Source organism: Pseudomonas sp. P4_B3 (assembly GCF_056402295.1).
Map to the genome: position 1 here is coordinate 54,802 of NZ_JBFUHR010000009.1, position 18,638 is coordinate 73,439.

The following is an 18,638-nucleotide window of genomic DNA, read 5'->3' on the forward strand; positions in this document are numbered from 1 at the left end:
GAAGTCAAAAAAATCAGGCCACATCGGCCCGTATAAACAAACGCTTTGAAACTGGAAAGGCAATCGGGTTCCAGCACCGGAACCCGATAAGCGCTTTTACAGACAAGTGGCCAGAACCCGCACCAGCTTTTGCGCACGCGGATCCATCAAGACGTACGGCCCCAGGGTATTTGTCACAAATCCGAAGGCCACATCGTGCTCCGGGTCAGCAAAACCGATGGAACCGCCGGCGCCGGGATGACCAAACGCCCGCGGACCAAGGCCGAAGGTGGCATTGGCAACGTCCGGTTGATCGAGCATGCAACCCAGGCCGAAACGGGTCTGGGTCAGTAAAGTCTTGTCCTCGCCGAGGCTGTGCTCGCGGGTCAGTTCATCGAGCATTTCGCTTTCCAGCAAGCTGCCATCGAGCAGGCCTGCATAGAAGCCGGCCAGGCTGCGGGCATTGCCATGGCCATTGGCGGCCGGCTGCTGCATGCGTCGCCACTCGGGTTTGTTGGTGCTGGTCATGATCGACGGCGGGTTGGTGAACGCCCGGGTCGTCATGGCCGTTGGCTCACGCATGGTCACTTGCAGCAGGCGCTGGGCGGCCGCATCGCCGACATTGCCCTTGCCCCGCGCAATGTGGGCCACGCGATGGAACTCTTCGTCGGCCAGGCCGACATGGAAGTCCAGGCCCAACGGCTTGGCGACCCGCGCGACGATGGATTCCCCCGGTCCACGACCGTCGGCACGGCGCAGCAATTCACCGACCAGCCAGCCATAGGTGATCGCCGCGTAACCATGGCCTTCGCCCGGCGTCCACCATGGCGTTTCGGCGGCCAGGGCGTCGACCATGGTTTGCCAGTCGTAAAGGGCTTCGGGGGCCAGTAACTCGCGCAATGCCGGAAGGCCGGCCTGATGGCAGAGCAATTGTCGCAGGGTGACGGACTCTTTGCCGGCGGCGGCGAACTCAGGCCAGTAGCGCGCGACCGGGGCATCCAGTTGCAGCTTGCCTTCGGCCACCAGTTGCAGCGCGGTGACAGCGGTAAAAGTCTTGGTGCAGGAGAACAGGTTGGCGATGGTGTCGCTGTGCCAGGCCTCGGCCCCGTCCTTGTCGGCAGTGCCGGCCCACAGATCGAGGACGGTTTCGCCACCAATCTGAACGCACAACGCTGCGCCACGCTCCTGGGGATCGTCGAACAGCGCAGCGAACGCCTCTCGCACCGCTTCGAACTTAAGCTCGTAATGACCCTGAATCTGCACCCGCAACTCCCCGGAAAACGTTCTGTAAAGTGGGCCGCATTGTTCCAGCCCTTGAGGTTTTTTGGAACAGGGGCGGGCTGGGCGGTCAATTCAAGATCAAGATGAAAATCAAAAGATCGCAGCCTGCGGCAGCTCCTACAAGGTGTTCACACTTCCCCTGTAGGAGCTGCCGAAGGCTGCGATCTTGGCTGCCTCAGAATTTAATGACCTTTGCCGGAATGCCCACCAGCGCCCTTCCCCGGCCCCTTGCCGGCCTCGGCCTTGCGCCCGCCCTCGGCGTCGTGGCTGGCTTTGTCGGCGGCGGCCGTAGCCTTCTCGGCCTCCTTGCCCAATTGCTCGACCGTCGCCAGGTTGCTCTTGCGCACGCTATCGACAAAACCCTGGAACGGCAGATCAGTAATGCCCACCAACCCGAAGTGACCGTTTTCACCGTCAAGCAGACGCCCGGTGACCGGTTGATCGAGGTACTGAAACCAATGCACGCCAACAATCGACGGCTCGCTCAAGGCCTGCTTGAGGAAGTTGGCATAAGCCGCACCGCGGTCCGCCTCCTTCGCCAACGGCGTGACGCCGCCCCAGAACGGGCCACGATCAGCCGAGCCGAAATTGAACTCGGTGATCAGCACCGGTTTGTCGAGACTGCGCAGTTTGGCGAAGTCGTAACCGTCCTGGGGTTGCAAGGTGTACATGTTGAAACTCAACACGTCGCAGTACTGGGCGCAGGACTCCACCGCTTCCGGCGTGCTGATCGCGAAACGGCCGCCGAGCAGCAACTGGTTCGGCGCGTGCCACTTGAGCGAGTCGGAGATGGTCTTGAAGTAAGTGTCGGCAAAGACCTTCTGGAAGTATTTGAAGTCGGCTTCGATTTCCGGGTACTCGGCGCTCGGAAGCGGTGGCACGAACCCCGGATCTTCCATCAGCTCCCAGGCTGGCAGATCAATGCCCCAGGCTTTCGACAGGCCAGCCTGATTGCGGTACTTGTCACGCAACTGCTTGAGGAATGCGCGCTTGGCCGGCACGTCGGTGGTCATTTTCAAGGTGCCGTAAGCCAGCGCATAACGGGCTTTCGGGTCGTCGCCGGGACCGGTCCAGGCCAGTTCGTTGTCGGCGTAGTAACCGATCAGCCATGGATCGTCACGATGGTCGCGGGCAGCAATCGCCACTGCGCGCTCGGTGGCCATGGCGAAACGCGGGTCAAACGGGTCGGGCATGCCGCCCCACCAGTCAGTACCGGTGCTGATGCTGGCGTAGTCGCCGACGATCGACAGCGGCAAGGTGTACGGCACGCGATCCGCGTCGCCCAGTACGGGGGCGCTCCAGTTGCCGATGGTGTTGAAGCCCCAGGCCTGCAAACGATCAAGGGTGTGACTGGCCCAGCGCTGCTCGTCGAACTGCGCCTTGCACGGTTCGGCAGGTTTTTGCTCAGCGGCTGTCGCTTCGGCGACACCGGCCTTGGTATCGCTACCCTTCGCGCACGGATCGCCATACAGACGCTGCAGATTGGCGCCGTAGAAGTCGTACCAGCGCCCGGCATTGTAGCCGCGGCCCTGATCGGCACCGTTGCCGCCACGGTTGTCGCCTTCGCCGAAATGACTGGCCAGGGCCTCGTCCGCCTTGGGCAGGGATTCGAACATCCACTCGCGACCGGCAACGTAAGTCTGGTTGACGTCTGCAGCGACGGTGTTAACCCCTAGCGAATAAAACGGATGGCCTTCCGGCGTCACCAGATACCAGCGTCCGTCGCGTTTCTCGGTGCGGAAAAAGCCGCTGGCCTTGAAGGACGGGCCTTTGGTTAGACCACCGAACTTGTCCAGGGACGACCTTTCACGCTCGGCCAGCCAGGTTTTCAGTTGCTGCTGCTCCTTGCTTGCGGCGTTTTTCAATTGTTCGTCGCTGCTGATTTTTTCCGGCCATTTGTCTCGGGTCGACTGGCCGTAAGCATCCACCAACCCGCCATATACGTCTTGGGTGACCGACTCGCCGTCCTGCACACCAAAGCGTTCCAGCAAGATGCTTTGTGCCGCTTTCGGCTGGTCCATCGACAAACTCACCGACACCACCTGGCTGCGATCCAGTTCACCGGCGCTACTGGCCAGCAACACACGCTGCCCCTCGACGGTCATTGGCATCGGCGGGCCAGCCTTCATGCCCTGGCTCAGTGGTGATGTCGCTTGCAAAGGCACCAACAGGGTTTGCGCAGGCCCCGCCGGCAAATCGACGCGGCTGACCAGTGTCTTGCCGTCGTTGCTCTGGATGGTCACGTACAGGGTCAGGGCCCAGCTCATCGCGCTCTGGATCCGCAGGCTCATGACGCCCGACTGCGACCAGTCCCAGGCGCCGGTTTGCGGGGTCAGGCTCAAAGTCGGCCGTGTGGCCGGGCTGAACGTCACCCGACGCAACACTTCGCCCTCGGGGGTTTGCTCGGCGTTGGATTGCGGCAGGCTGGCATCCTGAGTCGCCACCTGGACCACGTCGGCGGGGCGCACAAAGTTGAACAAAGTCTGCGGGCTGGCGGGAGCGGCCAACAGCGGTGTTGCGAACAGCAGGGCAAAAACAGCAGGCAACGAACGGCAAATCATGAGAACGAAAATCTCCCTAACGACCTTCAATGGGCCAGTGGAAAAGCGATGGCAGAGAGATAGACAACGCGGTGGGCAAAACTGCCCACCAGTGTTTCAGGAAATTTCTCGACGGAACGGCGGCAACGCGTTGAGGATGGCTTTGCCATAACGTTGGGTCACCAGGCGCCGGTCGAGCAAGGTGATCGTGCCGCGGTCTTCTTCGGTGCGCAGCAAGCGACCGCAGGCCTGGACCAGCTTCAGCGAGGCGTCCGGCACGGAGATTTCCATGAACGGATTGCCACCCCGGGCTTCGATCCATTCCGACAGCGCGGCTTCGACTGGATCATCGGGGACCGAGAATGGAATCTTGGCAATGACCACGTGCTCGCAATAGGCACCTGGCAAGTCGACCCCTTCGGCGAAGCTCGCCAGGCCGAACAGCACGCTGGAATCGCCGCCATCGACTCGCGCCTTGTGCTTGTTGAGGGTTTCCTGTTTCGACAGGTTGCCCTGAATGAACACTTGCTTGCGCCAATCGCGGTCGAGGCCGTCGAACACGTCCTGCATCTGTTTACGCGAGGAAAACAGCACCAGCGTGCCCCGCGAGCCTTCGACCAATTCAGGCAGATCACGAATGATCGCGGCGGTATGTGCCGCTGCATCACGGGGGTCGGCGTTCAGGTTCGGTACCCGCAACACACCGGCGTCGGCGTGATGGAACGGGCTTGGCACCACCGCCGTTACGGCCTTTTTCGGCAGGCCGGCGCGCATGCGGAAGCGGTCGAAGGTGCCGAGGGCGGTCAAGGTCGCCGAGGTCACCAGACAGCCATACGCCACGTTCCACAGGTTACGACGAAGCATTTCCGCCGCGAGGATGGGACTTGCGTTGACCTCGATGTCGAACAGTGAACCGCTCTCGGCCAGGGTCAGCCAGCGGGCCATGGGCGGGTTGTCTTCCGGGTCTTCGACGGTAAAGGCGGTCCACAGCTCCCAGTTGCCGGAAGAACGCGACAACAGGCTGCCGAACAGCGGATACCACTCTTCGGCCTGGTTGCTGGCGATGCCGATGTTGACCTCGCCATCCATGCCTTCCTTGAGCAGGTCGGTCAGGCGGGTGAACAGGTCCGTCAGCCGCGCGAAGCCTTTCTTCAGTTCAATGCCCATCTCGCGCATATGCTCGGGAATCACACCGCCGACGAATCGGTGACGCGGGCGCTCGCGGCCTTCGACGTCTTCGCCGGGTTTGAAATCGGCAATCTGCTCGCACGCGGTGAACATGAACTGCTGCTGGGTCTTGATCTCCCGCGCCAGTTCCGGCACCTGCTCGATCAACTTGCCCAAGTCGCCCGGCAACGGGTGCTGGGCCAGCAGTTTGGTGAGGTTCTTGGCGGTGGTTTCCAGCCAGTCGGCGGTGGAGCGCAGGCGCGTGTAATGGGCGAAGTGGCCGATGGCCTTGTCCGGCAGGTGGTGGCCTTCGTCGAACACGTAGATAGTGTCGCGCGGGTCCGGCAACACCGCACCGCCGCCCAGGGCGAGGTCGGCCAGGACCATGTCGTGGTTGGTGACGATCACGTCGACCTTGCCCATGCCTTCGCGGGCCTTGTAGAAGGCGCACTGGCCGAAGTTCGGGCAATGACGGTTGGTGCACTGGCTGTGGTCGGTGGTCAGGCGCGCCCAGTCGGCGTCTTCCAGGGCGGTGGACCAACTGTCGCGGTCGCCGTCCCACTTATTGCCGGCGAGCTTCTCGATCATGCTGGTGAACAGCTTCTGACTGGCCTCATCGACCTCGATCTTGAATCCTTCTTCTTCGAACAACTGTGCCGTGGCGGTCTGCGCGTGGCCTTCCTGGAGCAACATGTCGAGCTTGGACAGGCACATGTAGCGCCCGCGTCCCTTGGCCAGGGCGAAGCTGAAATTCAGCCCGCTGTTGCGCATCAGGTCGGGCAAGTCCTTGTAGACGATCTGCTCTTGCAGGGCCACGGTGGCCGTGGCGATCACCAGGCGTTTGCCGGCGGCCTTCGCCGTGGGAATCGCCGCCAGGCTGTAGGCCACGGTCTTGCCGGTACCGGTGCCGGCTTCCACCGCGACTATCGCGGGGTCGCCACTGCGCCGGCCTTCGTCGTCGGTGTCGATGTCACCCAGGACCTTGGCGACTTCGGCGATCATCAGGCGTTGGCCGTAGCGCGGCTTGAGGCTCTTGGCTTCGAGAAAACGCGAGTAGGCGCCCTGGATCGTGGTTTTGAGTTCGGTGCTGATCATGGATTGTCGGGCGCAAAAAACGCTGGATAAATTTTCAGTGGTTCGGTTCGGTCGCTATCATACCCCGCTAATGAATACCGCGCAGAACGGAGTAACCCAATGACACCTTTTAGCCTCATTTATAGCCTGCATGTACTGGCGGCCCTGGTCTGGGTCGGCGGCATGTTTTTCGCCTGGATGGTCCTGCGCCCCGCCGCGATGAAGGCACTGGAAGGCCCTGCCCGGCTGAAACTGTGGGTAGAAGTGTTTCAGGGTTTCTTTCGTTGGGTCTGGGTGGCAGTGATTCTGCTGCCGGTCAGCGGCGTGGGCATGCTGAATTTGCACTTCAATGGTTTTGAAACCGCACCGCGCTATGTGCAGGTGATGATGGGTTTGTATGTGGTGATGACCGCGCTGTTTATCCGCATTCAGGCGCTGATGCTGCCGGAGCTGCGCACCGCCGTGACCGGGCAGGACTGGCCCGCGGGTGCCAGTGTACTTGGGCGGATTCGCCAGTTGGTGGGGATCAATCTGCTGGTGGGTTTGGCGGTGGTGGCGATTGCAGCGGCTCGGCCGATGTTTTGAAGTAACTCTGGCCTGAGAGGTTGTTGTGGCGAGGGAGCTTGCTCCCGCCGGGTTGCGAAGCGACCCTAAAACTGGCGAACACGTTTTTCAGAAAATAAGTGGTTACCGTTTTTACGACTGCTTCGCAGTCGAACGGGAGCAAGCTCCCTCGCCACTGGAAATCAATTGCTACATATTTCCTGACGAGATTTACAAGCGCTGCACCGTCACCGAACCCGCCGCGCCTTCAGGCCCCGGCTGCCCATCAGCCCCAGGTTTACCGCTCTTGCCGCCATCGGCCTTGTAAATCAGGCAGCCCTTGGCCTTGCCACCCACGCCCGGTTTGCCGCCCAGGCCGGCCAGGCCACCGGCACCGCCGGCCACCTGAACCTTGATCCGGTCTGCCGGGAATTCATGCGGTACTGCCAGTTTAACCAGTGCCCCCGGCGCCCCTGGCTGGCCGTTACTGCCATCGCTGCCATCAGCACCGCGACCGGCCTGGCCCCAGGTGCAGCCCGGTGCCTGGCCATTGGCCCCATCGAGACCCACAAACCCCGGTGCGCCCGCACCACCGCGTGCATCAACAATTAATTGCGGTGCGTTGAGTGCCTTGATCTGCAAATCAAGATTGCGCCCGGATCGAGCGGCCTTCTGGTAAGTCCCGGGGGCGCCACGGGCGGTGATCTGGCTGCCTTCGGACAAATCAGCGCGACGGACCTTCAGCGCCAGCGCCTGTTCCCCCGGCACGATGGCAATGCGCGCTTCACGCCCCAGATGCAATTCACCCACGGTGACTTCGGTCACATTCGAGGGAATCAGCAAGGTGCCGTAATCGGCCACTTCCAGGCGTTCCAGTTGCAGAGTGCTGGCGGTGTTGGGCAAGCGCATCAGCGAGTTGGGTTCGACACTCACCACCTGTGCGCTGGCCAATGGACTGATGAGTGCGGCAAGCAGACAGAGTTTACGCATGGGAAGCCTTCGAAGCGGTGGGGGCTGGAATGGTTTGCAGGTGGAATACGCCGAAAATGACGATCTTCAGGCGGTCAAGCCAGGGATGGGCGCGACCTCGAAGGCTGCGATAGCATAGCAACGCTTCCAGAAGATGGATGAAGCCCAACAGGCCGCCGGCCAGGTTGACCAACGGGTGCAGCGGAAAGACGAACGGTGTGAGCAGATTGAGCAGCACTACCGACCAGAACAGCAAGGTCAGTAACCGCCCCAGCCCCCATAAGACTTTCATACGCTCCCCCGATGTAAATTATTGTTTGCACGCACAGTAACGGCTTCCACGCGGGATAAGCCAGAGGGCAACGGAAAAATCTTCATGTAGGCCGCCGAACGGCCGTCACAGCGCTCACACCTGTCGCCCGACTGCTCTATCTCATGGCTCAGCGATTTACATGCAGGTCCACGCGACGGTTTTTCGCACGGCCTGCTTCTGTTTCATTGTCGGCAATCGGTTGACTCTCGCCCTTGCCTTCGCTGGTGACTTTGTTCGGCGCCACACCCTGGCTCAACAGGTATTCCGCCACGCTGCTGGCACGCCGCTCCGACAAGGCCTGGTTATAGGCATCCGAACCGACGCTGTCGGTATGGCCGACCACCTTGATGCTGACCACATCGGCATCCTCGAACTTGCTCATCAACGCGTCCAGCTGACTCTTGGCCGTCGGGGTAAGGCCGGATTGACTGGAGGCAAACAGCACGTCGCCGGCATCGCTCAGGGTGATGACTTCGGATTGCGCAGGCTCGGATTTGACGCTGGCCGGATACTGCGGCGCCGGGCAACCGCGATGGTCGACCGGGGTATTGGCGGGAGTATCAGCGCAACGGTCGCGTCGGTCGAAAACGCCGTCGCCGTCTTCGTCGCCATCCTGGGCATAACAGATCAAGCCGCCGGACAAGATACCCAGCGCCGCCCCACCCGCTGCCCAACCGCCACTCTCGATTGCGCCCAGACCACCACCGACCAGGCCGCCGATCAGGCTGCAGATTGGCCAGGTTCGTTGATTGAGGGGGGCAGAGCCATCGCTGTGGGTCGCGCAACCGTTCAACAGGCTGCCAAGTAGCACAACCGGCAAGACGGTCCTTGTGAGAACGATCATGTTGAAAGCTCCTGTGTCACCGGCCAATACCGGTTACACAGGAGTAAAGACCCGCATCCGCGACTGCACAAGGCGCGGATGCGAGGGGGCTTAACGCTGGATTTTGATTTCCGTACGACGGTTCTGTGCACGACCGTCAGCGGTTTTGTTGTCCGCAACTGGCTGACTCTCACCGGCACCGACAACCGACACGAAGTTGCTGCGAGGTACGCCTTGTTCGATGAGGTATTCAACCACCGAGTGGGCGCGTTTATCCGACAGTTTCTGGTTGTAGGAATCGCTGCCCACGCTGTCGGTATGGCCGGTTACGGTCAGTTGAGCAGTAGGGGCTTCGGCTTTCAGGCGAGCGGCAATCTTGTCGAGTACCTGTTTGTCGGACGCGGTAAGCGTGGCCTTATTAAACTGGAAGTGAACATCGCGGATGACGATGGTTTCTTCCTTGACCACAACCGCCTCTTCGACCACAGGTGCTGGTGGTGGGCAACCGTTGGCATCGACCCGAACGCCTTTAGGCGTGCCTGGGCACTTGTCGCGACTATCCAGCACACCATCGCCGTCTTCGTCGCCATCACCGTGCACCCAGCAATAAGCCGCTGCCGTACCGCCGACGAGCAGAGCACCATACCCTGCCCATGCCGAGCTTTCGGTCGCACCGAGGCCCGCACCCACGACACCACCGACCGCCGCACAGGTCGGCCAGTCGGTTTTCTGCAAACCTGCGCAACCAGTCAAGACACTGGTTAGCAGAACCAAGGGTAATGCTGTCCGAACTATGCTCATCTAGTTTTCTCCTGAGGGATCGGCTTGGAACCGATTCAGGTAGTAAAGACCCGAGTTTTAATCTCCGCCAGCAATAGGCCATGCGGTTTATTCGTGTATTAACGACAGGTTGACGCTTTTGTCGCCAGGCCGCTCTAGGCCCGAACGTTCGGTCAGGCTAGTCTTGGCAGATCTGATTGAGGATCTTCGATGATTGCAGGTATTTCTTCGCGCACGCCGCAGCAGGCACTGGCCGCTTTACTTGACCGATATGCCCCCGCGCGCCTGTTGTTGATCGGCGCCAGCGAGTTCCCGGCGCTGGAGGCTTTCAAGCTCGCTCACCCGGACAGCAGCGTCGCTTTCGCTGCCCCCGGGCCGTTGCCCGACGAGTTGGCGGCCCGCCGATTCGACCTGGCCCTGGTGGTCGATTGCCTGGAGCATTTGCCCAAGCGCAACGGCCTGAATCTTTTGGGCGGCATTCGCAACCTCAACGCCAGCCGCATCGCCGTGTTGGCGGATCTGCCAGCGTGTGGCTGGCAGGAAACCGACTTTTTCTCCCTGGCCCTGCAAGCCAGCGAACGCTTTCAACGGGACGAACAGGTCTTGACCCTGTTCACCTACGATCTGCTTGAATACAAACAAGTCCCTGACTGGCTCAATTCGCGCTTCTGGGCCAATCCGGAAAACTTCGGGAAATACTGGTGGTAATGCAATGAGTACATCCATTTGCCCTTGCGGCAGCGGCACCCTGCTCGACGCCTGCTGCGGTCACTACCATGCCGGGCACCCGGCGCCGTGCGCCGAAGCCTTGATGCGCTCGCGCTATAGCGCCTACGTGCTGGGGTTGGTCGACTATCTGGTGGCCACCACCCTGCCCGCCCAGCAGGCCGGCCTGGACCGTCAATCGATCAGCGACTGGAGCGCGCAAAGCACGTGGCTGGGCCTTGAGGTGGAAAGCTCCGAAGTGCTGGGCGGCCAGCCTGAACACGCCTTCGTGACCTTCACTGCACGCTGGCACGACAGTAGTGGCGAGCACAGCCACCGCGAGCGTTCGTCATTTGTGCAAAACACCGGGCGCTGGTACTTCATCGACCCTACCGTGCAGCTCAAGCCCGGACGCAATGACACCTGCCCGTGCGCGAGTGGGCAGAAGTTCAAGAAGTGTTGCGCAGGGTATTTCAGCAGTTAGGACATGGAATGTCTGTCCACCCCGCAGGAGCTGCCGAAGGCTGCGATCTTTTGGGTCTGGACTGAGGCCCAAGGGAGAAACACCACGATGATCATCCGCCGCGGCGCACTCTATCTGCTCACGTTGTTCCTGACACTCGGGCTCGGCGGCTGTGCATCGTGGTTCGGCGACGACTTGCCGGACCCCGAGGTCCATCTGGTGAAGATCGAGGTGGTCAGCGCCAAACTGCTGGAACAGAAATTCCTCCTGCACTTTCGCATCGACAACCCCAATGACAGTGACCTGACGGTGCGCAGTCTGGAGTACCGCGTTCACTTGGGTGACATACTGCTGGCCGACGGCGAGTACGAACACTGGTTCACCATCGGCCCCAGACACAGCGCTTACTTCAAGGTGCCGATCCGCACCAACCTGTGGTCCAAGGTCCGTGATCTGGTCAAACTGCTGAAAAAATCCGATCAACCCATTCCCTATCGTCTGGAAGGTGAACTGGAAACCGGTATATTCATCGCCCACTACGTGCACCTGGCGCGCAATGGCGTGATAATCGCCGCCGATTTAATTCCGGAGCAACACCGATGACCCAGCAACCCCACGTCCACGGCCCTGACTGCAACCACGATCATGACCATCACCACCATGATCACGACCACGGCCATGTCCACGGTCCGAACTGCGGCCACGCTCACCAGGAACCGGTGCGCAATGCCCTGAAGGACGTCGGCCGCAACGATCCGTGCCCATGCGGAAACGGCAAGAAATTCAAGAAGTGCCACGGCGCTTGATGCTTCGGGCGAAGGCTTGCTTCGCCTGTTGAATCACCATCGCGAGCGGGCTCGCTCCCGCGGTGTCATAAACGACATAAGCGTCTGTAGGAGCGGGCTTGCCCGCGAAGACGGCGGTACATCCAACAATGATGTGACGGTCATGCCGCTTTCGTCGGAACGCCGCCCGGAGCAAGCTCGCTTCTACAGTTTTTCAGTCAGCCTTTAATAGGTCGGCAGTACTGACCACCGTTGCATACTCACCGTGCAAATTCCCCAGCGACATCGCATGCACCTCTTCGGCGCTATGGGCATGGCCGAAAAAATCAGCCTTGTCGAAGGTAAAGCACGCATCCTCGGCCACCCAGGTATCAAACCCCAGGTTGCCTGCGGTACGCGCCGTGGATTCCACCGAGTTGTGGGTCGCGACACCGACGATGATCAATTGCCCGATCCCCGCCTCGCGCAACTCAGCCTCCAGCCCCGTCGAACAAAACGCATCCGGCACCTGCTTCTGGATCAAGCGTTCACCGGCCATGGGCTGAAACCGTTCCTGAAACTCCACCCCCGACTGCTGCGGCCAGAACACTGAGTCCTCCGAGCGGGACAGGTGCTGCACATGGATCACCGGCCGAACGGTGCGCCGCCAATGACCGAGCAATTCCAGCATGCGCTCTTCAGCCTGAGGATTATTCCTGCGGCCGAGTCTGGGATGCAGGATGCCTTTCTGTTGATCGATGATGATCAGTGCCGCGTTTGCCTTGAGCTCCATGCCGACTTTTCTCCAGGATTGTTGACCGTGTCGCACTTCAACATCACCCATTGCGACTGGCAAGGCCGTGATTTTTTCGGTTTATCAGACAAATCCTGAAATAACCTTGTACCCCGCTTGCACGGCCACCTCCTGCTCACTAACGTAGCGCCTTTATTGCGCGCCGCCGCCTCTACCCCCGCAGGAGCTTTGCCATGGCCTCGCCAGCCCTTACTCATTTTCTACCCCGGTTCGGCGTTGCCGCAGCAGTGGCCGGTGCCTTGAGCCTGACCGGTTGTCAGAACTTCAACGCCCAGGACACCCTCCCGCCGACCTCCGGCGTACAGCCGCTCAAGGGCCTGGCGCAAAACGTTTCGGTGCGCCGCAATGCCATGGGCATGCCGCTGATCGAAAGCAACAGCTTCCACGACGCGCTGTTCACCCTCGGTTACGTGCATGCCAGCGACCGCATCACGCAGATGGTCACCCTGCGCCTGCTGGCCCAGGGCCGTTTGGCCGAGATGCACGGTGCGCAGCTGCTGGATGCCGACCGTTACATGCGGGCGGTCAACCTGAAGAAAAGTGCCGGCGAGTTGTACAAGGCCTCTTCGCCGCGCCTCAAGCGCTTCTTCGAAGTCTATGCGCGCGGCGTCAACGCCTACCTGTTCCGCTACCGCGACAAACTGCCGGCGGACCTCGCGGCCTCCGGGTACCAGCCTGAATACTGGCAGCCGGAAGATTCGGCGCTGATTTTCTGCCTGTTGAACTTCAGCCAGTCGACCAACCTGCCGGAAGAAATTTCCTCGCTGGTACTGGCCCAGACTGTCACCACCGACAAACTGGCGTGGTTGACGCCGTCGGCTCCCGACGAAAAACTGCCGGTCGCCGAAAGCGAAAAACTGCAAGGCATCAAACTCAACGGGCAAGTGCCGGGGCTGGCCGAACTCAGCAAGGCCACCGGGCAACTGTCGGACCTGAACCTGCTCGGCGCCACCTCGTCGAACAACTGGGCTATCGCCCCGCAACGCAGCCGCAGCGGCAAGAGCCTGTTGGCCAGTGACAGTCACGGCCCGCTGGGCGTGCCTTCGTTGTTCAGTTACGTGCAGATTCGCGCGCCGAAGTATCAGGCGTCCGGCGTGACCATCGCGGGCCTGCCAATGGTGCTCGGTGGTTTCAACGGCAAGGTGGCATGGAGCATGACGTCCGTGATGGGCGACAACCAGGACCTGTTCCTGGAGAAGATCAAACGCCAGGGCAACGGGCTCACCTACGAAAATGCCGGGAAGTGGCAGCCGGCGATCGTGCGCAACGAAACCTATTTCGTCAAAGGCCAGCGGCCGATTCGCGAAGCGGTGTACGAAACCCGCCATGGACCGCTGCTCAACAGCGCTCAGGGCAGCACTCTGGCCAATGGTTTCGGCCTGGCCTTGCAGACGCCGAGCTTCACCGACGACAAGACCCTGGACGCGTTCTTCGACCTGTCCCGCGCCCAGAGCGTCGAGAAAGCCTCTGATGCCAGCCGCGAAATCCGCGCCATCGCGCTGAACCTGGTGTTTGCCGACGCGAGCCACATCGGCTGGCAAGTCACCGGTCGTTACCCGAACCGTCGCGAAGGCGAAGGTCTGCTGCCCTCACCGGGCTGGGAAGGTCGTTACGATTGGGACGGCTACGCCGACCCGATGTTGCACCCGTACGACCAGGACCCGGCACAAGGCTGGCTCGGCACCGCCAACCAGCGGGTCATTCCCCATGGCTACGGCATGCAATTGTCCAATTCCTGGGCCGCTCCGGAGCGCGGCGAGCGCCTGGCCGAACTGGCCGGCGCAGGCAAACACGACAGCCGCAGCCTGATCGCCATGCAATACGACCAGACCACTACCTTCGCTGCCAAGCTGAAGAAAATGTTTGAAGCGCCAGGTATGACCCAGCCGCTCAAACAAGCCATCGACGCCTTGCCGGCGGCAGATCGCGCCAAGGCACACGAGGCCTACAGCCGCCTGTTGGCGTTCGACGGCAAGCTCAGCCCGACCTCCACCGATGCGGCAATCTACGAACTGTTCCTGCAGGAAAGCGCCCGGCAGATCTTCCTCGATGAACTGGGCCCTGAAAGCAGCCCGGCATGGAAGGCCTTTGTCGCCGATGGCAAGTTGTCCTACGCGGCCCAAGCCGATCACTTGCTCGGGCGTGAGGACAGCCCATTCTGGGATGACGTGCGCACCGCGCAGAAAGAAGACAAACCGGTGATCCTCGCTCGCAGCCTCGCCGCAGCGATCAGCGCAGGCGACAGCCAATTGGGCAGTGATCACAAGGCTTGGCAGTGGGGCAAACTGCACCGCTATGAATGGAAGAACACCAGCGGCCAGACCGTACGCGGACCGCTGCCGGCCGGTGGCGATCACACCACGCTCAACACCGCTGCCTTCGCCTGGGGCCAGGACTTCAACACTACGCTGGCGCCAGCCATGCGCTTTATCGTCGACTTCGGCCAGTCCGAGCCGCTGATGGCGCAAAACGGCACCGGCCAATCCGGAAACCCGGCCAGCCCGAACTACCTCAACAGCATCGAACCGTGGCTCAAGGGCCAGTACATGAGCCTGCCGATACAGCCGCAGAACTTCGACAACGCCTATGGCAAGACTCGGATGACGCTGACACCAGGAAAGTAACCGCGCCCCTTACCTGTGGGAGCGAGCCGGCTCCGGGCGGCGTTCCGACGATAGCGATTCAACATTTAAAATAGAGGTTGAATCGCGGTTGCGCTGACGCAAGGACAAGTCGTGTCGAGGAGGCGGACAGCCTGGCGACCCTGCAAAATCTGCTCAGTCAAACCGTTCTTTTGTGGCGAGTTGATTTGGTGCACCCATTTCCCTGCGCCCGTTTTCGTGCATAAATCTGTTTCCGGCCATTTCCAAGCACCTTTTAAAACGCTTGTTCGGCACTCTGGTTCGGAAATTGCTACTTTCAACAGGTCTTACGCTTTCCAGTAACAATAATTCTGCGCCACAAGCGCTCATATTGGTTTTTAGGGATTGAATAATGAAAAAAGCATTGGTGACCCTTTCTGCACTGGCGTTGTGCATGGCTGCTGGCTCCGCCATGGCGAAGGAGTACAAAGAACTGCGCTTCGGCGTTGACCCTTCCTACGCACCGTTCGAGTCGAAAGCGGCCGATGGCAGCCTGGTAGGCTTTGACATCGATCTGGGGAACGCGATCTGCGCCGAACTGAAGGTCAAGTGCAAGTGGGTCGAAAGTGATTTCGATGGCATGATTCCGGGCCTCAAAGCCAATAAATTCGACGGCGTGATCTCGTCGATGACCGTTACCGAAGCCCGTGAAAAAGTCATCGACTTCTCCAGCGAACTGTTTTCCGGCCCAACCGCCTACGTGTCCAAGAAAGGTTCTGGCGTGACTGAAGACGTCGCCTCGCTCAAGGGCAAGACCGTCGGCTACGAACAAGGCACCATTCAGGAAGCCTATGCCAAAGCCGTTCTGGACAAGGCCGGCGTGAAAACCCAAGCCTACGCCAACCAGGATCAGGTCTACGCCGACTTGACTTCCGGTCGTCTCGATGCAGGGATTCAGGACATGCTGCAAGCCAAACTGGGCTTTCTGAAGTCGCCACAGGGTGCCGACTACGATGTCAGCAAGCCGGTCGACAACGCTTTGCTACCCGCCAAAACAGCGGTCGGTATTAAGAAAGGTAACACCGAGCTGAAAGCACTTTTGGATAAAGGTATCAAAGCGTTACACGATGATGGCACCTACGCCACCATTCAGAAGAAACACTTTGGCGATCTGAATCTGTATAGCGGCAAATAATGCCCGGCGCCCATCTCTCGATGGGCGCTTTTTTCATCCGATCAGGTTGCTGATTTATGTTCGAAAACCTACTGGAAAATCTGGGGCTCTCTGCCTTCAGCCTCAAGGGCTTCGGTCCGCTGCTGATGCAAGGCACCTGGATGACGATCAAATTGTCGGCGTTGTCGTTGTTGGTAGCCGTGTTGCTCGGACTGCTCGGCGCCAGTGCCAAGTTGTCCAAAGTCAAACTGATGCGCGTGCCTGCCCAGCTCTACACCACACTCATTCGCGGCGTTCCGGACCTGGTCCTGATGCTGCTGATTTTCTACAGCCTGCAAACATGGCTGACCTCGCTTACCGATTACATGGAATGGGAATACATCGAGATCAACCCGTTCAGCGCCGGGGTAATAACCCTGGGCTTCATCTACGGTGCGTATTTCACCGAAACCTTCCGTGGCGCGATTCTCGCCGTCCCACGGGGTCAGGTCGAAGCGGCCACCGCCTATGGCCTCAAGCGCGGCCAGCGTTTCTGGATCGTGGTGTTCCCACAGATGATGCGTTATGCCCTGCCAGGTATCGGTAACAACTGGATGGTGATGCTCAAGGCCACCGCTCTGGTGTCGATCATCGGCCTCGCCGATCTGGTCAAGGCTGCCCAGGACGCCGGCAAAAGCAGCTATCAGCTGTTTTACTTCCTGGTACTTGCCGCGCTGATCTACCTGGTGATCACCAGCGCGTCCAACTTCATTCTGCGCTGGCTTGAACGTCGTTACTCCGCCGGTACCCGGGAGGCCGTACGATGATCGAACTCCTGCAGGAATACTGGAAACCCTTCCTTTACAGCGACGGCAACAACATCACCGGTCTGGCCATGACCATGTGGTTGCTCAGCGCATCGATATTCTTCGGTTTCATCGTCTCGATTCCGCTGTCTATCGCCCGGGTTTCACCGCGCCTCTACATTCGCTGGCCGGTGCAGTTCTACACCTACCTGTTTCGCGGAACGCCGCTCTATATCCAGCTGCTGATCTGCTACACCGGGATCTACAGCCTGGCCGCCGTACGCGCGCAGCCGCTGCTCGACAGCTTCTTCCGCGATGCGATGAACTGCACCATCCTGGCCTTCGCCCTGAACACCTGCGCCTACACCACGGAGATCTTCGCCGGAGCCATTCGCAGCATGAACCACGGCGAAGTCGAGGCCGCCAAGGCTTACGGACTGACTGGCTGGAGGCTGTATGCCTACGTGATCATGCCGTCGGCCTTGCGTCGCTCGTTGCCTTACTACAGCAACGAAGTGATTCTGATGCTGCACTCGACCACCGTGGCCTTCACCGCGACTATCCCGGACATCCTGAAAGTCGCACGGGACGCCAACTCGGCGACCTTCCTGACCTTCCAGTCGTTCGGCATCGCCGCGCTGATCTACCTGACCGTCACTTTTGCGCTGGTCGGCCTGTTCCGCCTTGCCGAACGCCGATGGCTGGCCTTCCTCGGGCCGACCCACTAGCACTCAACCTGCTTCAGGAAACAACAGATGCGCCACCAGAAACATGACCTGCTGGCCCCGCTGCCGGGCACCGCGCGACAGATCCACAGTTTTCACTTCGGCCCACAACCGGCCAACGGCAAGATCTACATCCAGGCCTCCCTGCACGCCGACGAAATGCCCGGCATGCTGGTGGCCTGGCACCTCAAGCAACGCCTGGCGGAGCTCGAAGCCGCCGGTCGCCTGCGCAGCGAAATCGTGCTGGTGCCCATCGCCAACCCGGTGGGCCTGGAACAGGTGCTGATGGATGTGCCGCTGGGCCGCTACGAGCTGGAAAGCGGCCAGAACTTCAACCGCTGGTTCGTCGACCTCAGTGAGGAAGTCGGCAACGCGATAGAGGGCAAGCTCAGTGACGATCCGCAGCACAACCTGCAACTGATCCGCAGCAGCCTGTGCGATGCGCTGGCCCGGCAGACCGCCAACACCCAATTGCAATCCCAGCGCCTGACCCTGCAACGGCTGGCCTGCGACGCCGACATGGTGCTCGATCTGCATTGCGATTTCGAAGCGGTCGCTCACCTCTACACCACGCCGGATGCCTGGCCACTGGTCGAGCCGCTGGCCCGTTATATCGGCGCCGAAGCCAGCCTGCTGGCAACCGATTCCGGCGGTCAGTCGTTCGACGAATGCTTCACCCTGCTCTGGTGGCAGTTGAAGGAGCGCTTCGGCGAGCACTTCGACATTGCGCCGGGCAGTTTTTCGGTGACCGTCGAACTGCGCGGCCAGGGCGACGTCAATCACCCGCTGGCGAGCCTCGATTGCCAGGCACTGATCGATTACCTGATCCATTTCGGCGCGATCGCCGGCGAACCCGCGCCCCTGCCCGACCTGCCCTATCCGGCGACACCGCTGGCCGGTGTAGAACCGGTGGCCACGCCCGTCGGCGGCCTGCTGGTGTTCACCGCGCGGCCCGGCCAGTACCTGGAAGCCGGGCAACTGATCGCCGAGATCATTGATCCGGTCAACGATCGCGTCACTCCCGTTCACTGCTCCGCCGCCGGGCTGATGTACGCCCGTTCGCTGCGTCGCATGGCCACTGCCGGCATGGTGATCGCCCACGTCGCGGGCACCGAAGCCTATCGCAGCGGCTATCTACTTTCGCCTTGAGGATGCAC

The 18,638-nt window shown here is 60.7% G+C and carries 18 protein-coding genes; 10 read left to right on the forward strand and 8 right to left on the reverse strand.

Annotation, left to right across the window (positions count from 1 at the left end; genetic code table 11):
- Positions 1–96: 96 nt before the first annotated feature.
- The 3 genes from AC1DWG_RS12405 to dinG form a co-directional block, all read right to left on the reverse strand.
- Positions 97–1,242 carry a serine hydrolase domain-containing protein gene (locus tag AC1DWG_RS12405; protein ID WP_477763853.1) on the reverse strand — a complete coding sequence of 382 codons (1,146 nt, stop codon included), beginning with the start codon at positions 1,240–1,242 and terminating at the stop codon, positions 97–99.
- Between the two features lie 200 nt (positions 1,243–1,442).
- The gene (locus tag AC1DWG_RS12410; protein WP_477787853.1) at positions 1,443–3,821 is read right to left on the reverse strand and encodes a beta-agarase; all 2,379 of its coding nucleotides are present in this window, start codon (positions 3,819–3,821) and stop codon (positions 1,443–1,445) included.
- 96 nt (positions 3,822–3,917) lie between these two features.
- On the reverse strand, positions 3,918–6,062 hold the full coding sequence (dinG, locus tag AC1DWG_RS12415; RefSeq protein WP_008016067.1) for an ATP-dependent DNA helicase DinG: 2,145 nt from the start codon (positions 6,060–6,062) through the stop codon (positions 3,918–3,920).
- A gap of 99 nt (positions 6,063–6,161) precedes the next feature.
- On the opposite strand from dinG, the gene AC1DWG_RS12420 reads away from it, so the two are divergent.
- A complete protein-coding gene (locus AC1DWG_RS12420; protein WP_477763855.1) occupies positions 6,162–6,626 on the forward strand; it encodes a CopD family protein in 465 nt (154 codons plus the stop codon).
- Positions 6,627–6,815: 189 nt separating this feature from the next.
- Here AC1DWG_RS12420 and AC1DWG_RS12425 read toward each other — a convergent pair whose 3' ends face one another.
- From AC1DWG_RS12425 to AC1DWG_RS12440, 4 genes are all read right to left on the reverse strand, one after another.
- Positions 6,816–7,574 (reverse strand): collagen-like protein, encoded by a 759-nt coding sequence (locus AC1DWG_RS12425; RefSeq protein ID WP_477763856.1) that lies wholly within the window; start codon positions 7,572–7,574, stop codon positions 6,816–6,818.
- Entirely contained in the window at positions 7,567–7,845 is a 279-nt protein-coding gene (locus AC1DWG_RS12430; RefSeq protein ID WP_477752971.1) for a DUF1145 domain-containing protein, read from the reverse strand. The genes AC1DWG_RS12425 and AC1DWG_RS12430 overlap by 8 nt, the downstream gene beginning before the upstream one ends.
- A gap of 148 nt (positions 7,846–7,993) precedes the next feature.
- Positions 7,994–8,710: a PA1041 family peptidoglycan-binding anchor lipoprotein gene (locus AC1DWG_RS12435; RefSeq protein ID WP_477752972.1), complete on the reverse strand. Its 717-nt coding sequence runs from the start codon at positions 8,708–8,710 to the stop codon at positions 7,994–7,996.
- A 90-nt stretch (positions 8,711–8,800) separates the two neighbouring features.
- Positions 8,801–9,490, reverse strand: a complete 690-nt coding sequence (locus AC1DWG_RS12440; RefSeq protein ID WP_477752973.1) for a PA1041 family peptidoglycan-binding anchor lipoprotein — start codon at positions 9,488–9,490, stop codon at positions 8,801–8,803.
- Positions 9,491–9,679: 189 nt separating this feature from the next.
- On the opposite strand from AC1DWG_RS12440, the gene AC1DWG_RS12445 reads away from it, so the two are divergent.
- From AC1DWG_RS12445 to AC1DWG_RS12460, 4 genes are all read left to right on the forward strand, one after another.
- Positions 9,680–10,177 carry a DUF6231 family protein gene (locus tag AC1DWG_RS12445; protein ID WP_477759806.1) on the forward strand — a complete coding sequence of 166 codons (498 nt, stop codon included), beginning with the start codon at positions 9,680–9,682 and terminating at the stop codon, positions 10,175–10,177.
- 4 nt (positions 10,178–10,181) lie between these two features.
- Positions 10,182–10,658: a YchJ family protein gene (locus AC1DWG_RS12450; RefSeq protein ID WP_477763857.1), complete on the forward strand. Its 477-nt coding sequence runs from the start codon at positions 10,182–10,184 to the stop codon at positions 10,656–10,658.
- A gap of 87 nt (positions 10,659–10,745) precedes the next feature.
- Positions 10,746–11,240, forward strand: a complete 495-nt coding sequence (locus tag AC1DWG_RS12455) for an LEA/WHy family protein (RefSeq protein WP_477753008.1) — start codon at positions 10,746–10,748, stop codon at positions 11,238–11,240.
- Positions 11,237–11,443: an SEC-C metal-binding domain-containing protein gene (locus AC1DWG_RS12460; RefSeq protein ID WP_007955014.1), complete on the forward strand. Its 207-nt coding sequence runs from the start codon at positions 11,237–11,239 to the stop codon at positions 11,441–11,443. Before AC1DWG_RS12455 ends, AC1DWG_RS12460 begins: the two co-directional genes overlap by 4 nt.
- 193 nt (positions 11,444–11,636) lie before the next feature.
- On the opposite strand, the gene AC1DWG_RS12465 is transcribed toward AC1DWG_RS12460, so the two are convergent.
- A complete protein-coding gene (locus AC1DWG_RS12465; RefSeq protein ID WP_477787854.1) occupies positions 11,637–12,194 on the reverse strand; it encodes a cysteine hydrolase family protein in 558 nt (185 codons plus the stop codon).
- Positions 12,195–12,388: 194 nt separating this feature from the next.
- Between AC1DWG_RS12465 and AC1DWG_RS12470 the strand changes: the two genes are divergently transcribed.
- From AC1DWG_RS12470 to AC1DWG_RS12490, 5 genes are all read left to right on the forward strand, one after another.
- Positions 12,389–14,839 carry a penicillin acylase family protein gene (locus AC1DWG_RS12470; protein WP_477752977.1) on the forward strand — a complete coding sequence of 817 codons (2,451 nt, stop codon included), beginning with the start codon at positions 12,389–12,391 and terminating at the stop codon, positions 14,837–14,839.
- Between the two features lie 370 nt (positions 14,840–15,209).
- On the forward strand, positions 15,210–15,992 hold the full coding sequence (locus AC1DWG_RS12475; protein WP_477752978.1) for a transporter substrate-binding domain-containing protein: 783 nt from the start codon (positions 15,210–15,212) through the stop codon (positions 15,990–15,992).
- Between the two features lie 56 nt (positions 15,993–16,048).
- Complete coding sequence (locus tag AC1DWG_RS12480; RefSeq protein ID WP_477759807.1) at positions 16,049–16,777, forward strand: ABC transporter permease; 729 nt, start codon at positions 16,049–16,051, stop codon at positions 16,775–16,777.
- Positions 16,774–17,484, forward strand: a complete 711-nt coding sequence (locus AC1DWG_RS12485) for an ABC transporter permease (protein WP_477752980.1) — start codon at positions 16,774–16,776, stop codon at positions 17,482–17,484. Before AC1DWG_RS12480 ends, AC1DWG_RS12485 begins: the two co-directional genes overlap by 4 nt.
- Before the next feature lie 27 nt (positions 17,485–17,511).
- Positions 17,512–18,630, forward strand: coding sequence for a succinylglutamate desuccinylase/aspartoacylase family protein (locus AC1DWG_RS12490; protein ID WP_477787855.1), 1,119 nt, complete (start codon positions 17,512–17,514; stop codon positions 18,628–18,630).
- The last annotated feature ends 8 nt before the right edge of the window (positions 18,631–18,638 follow it).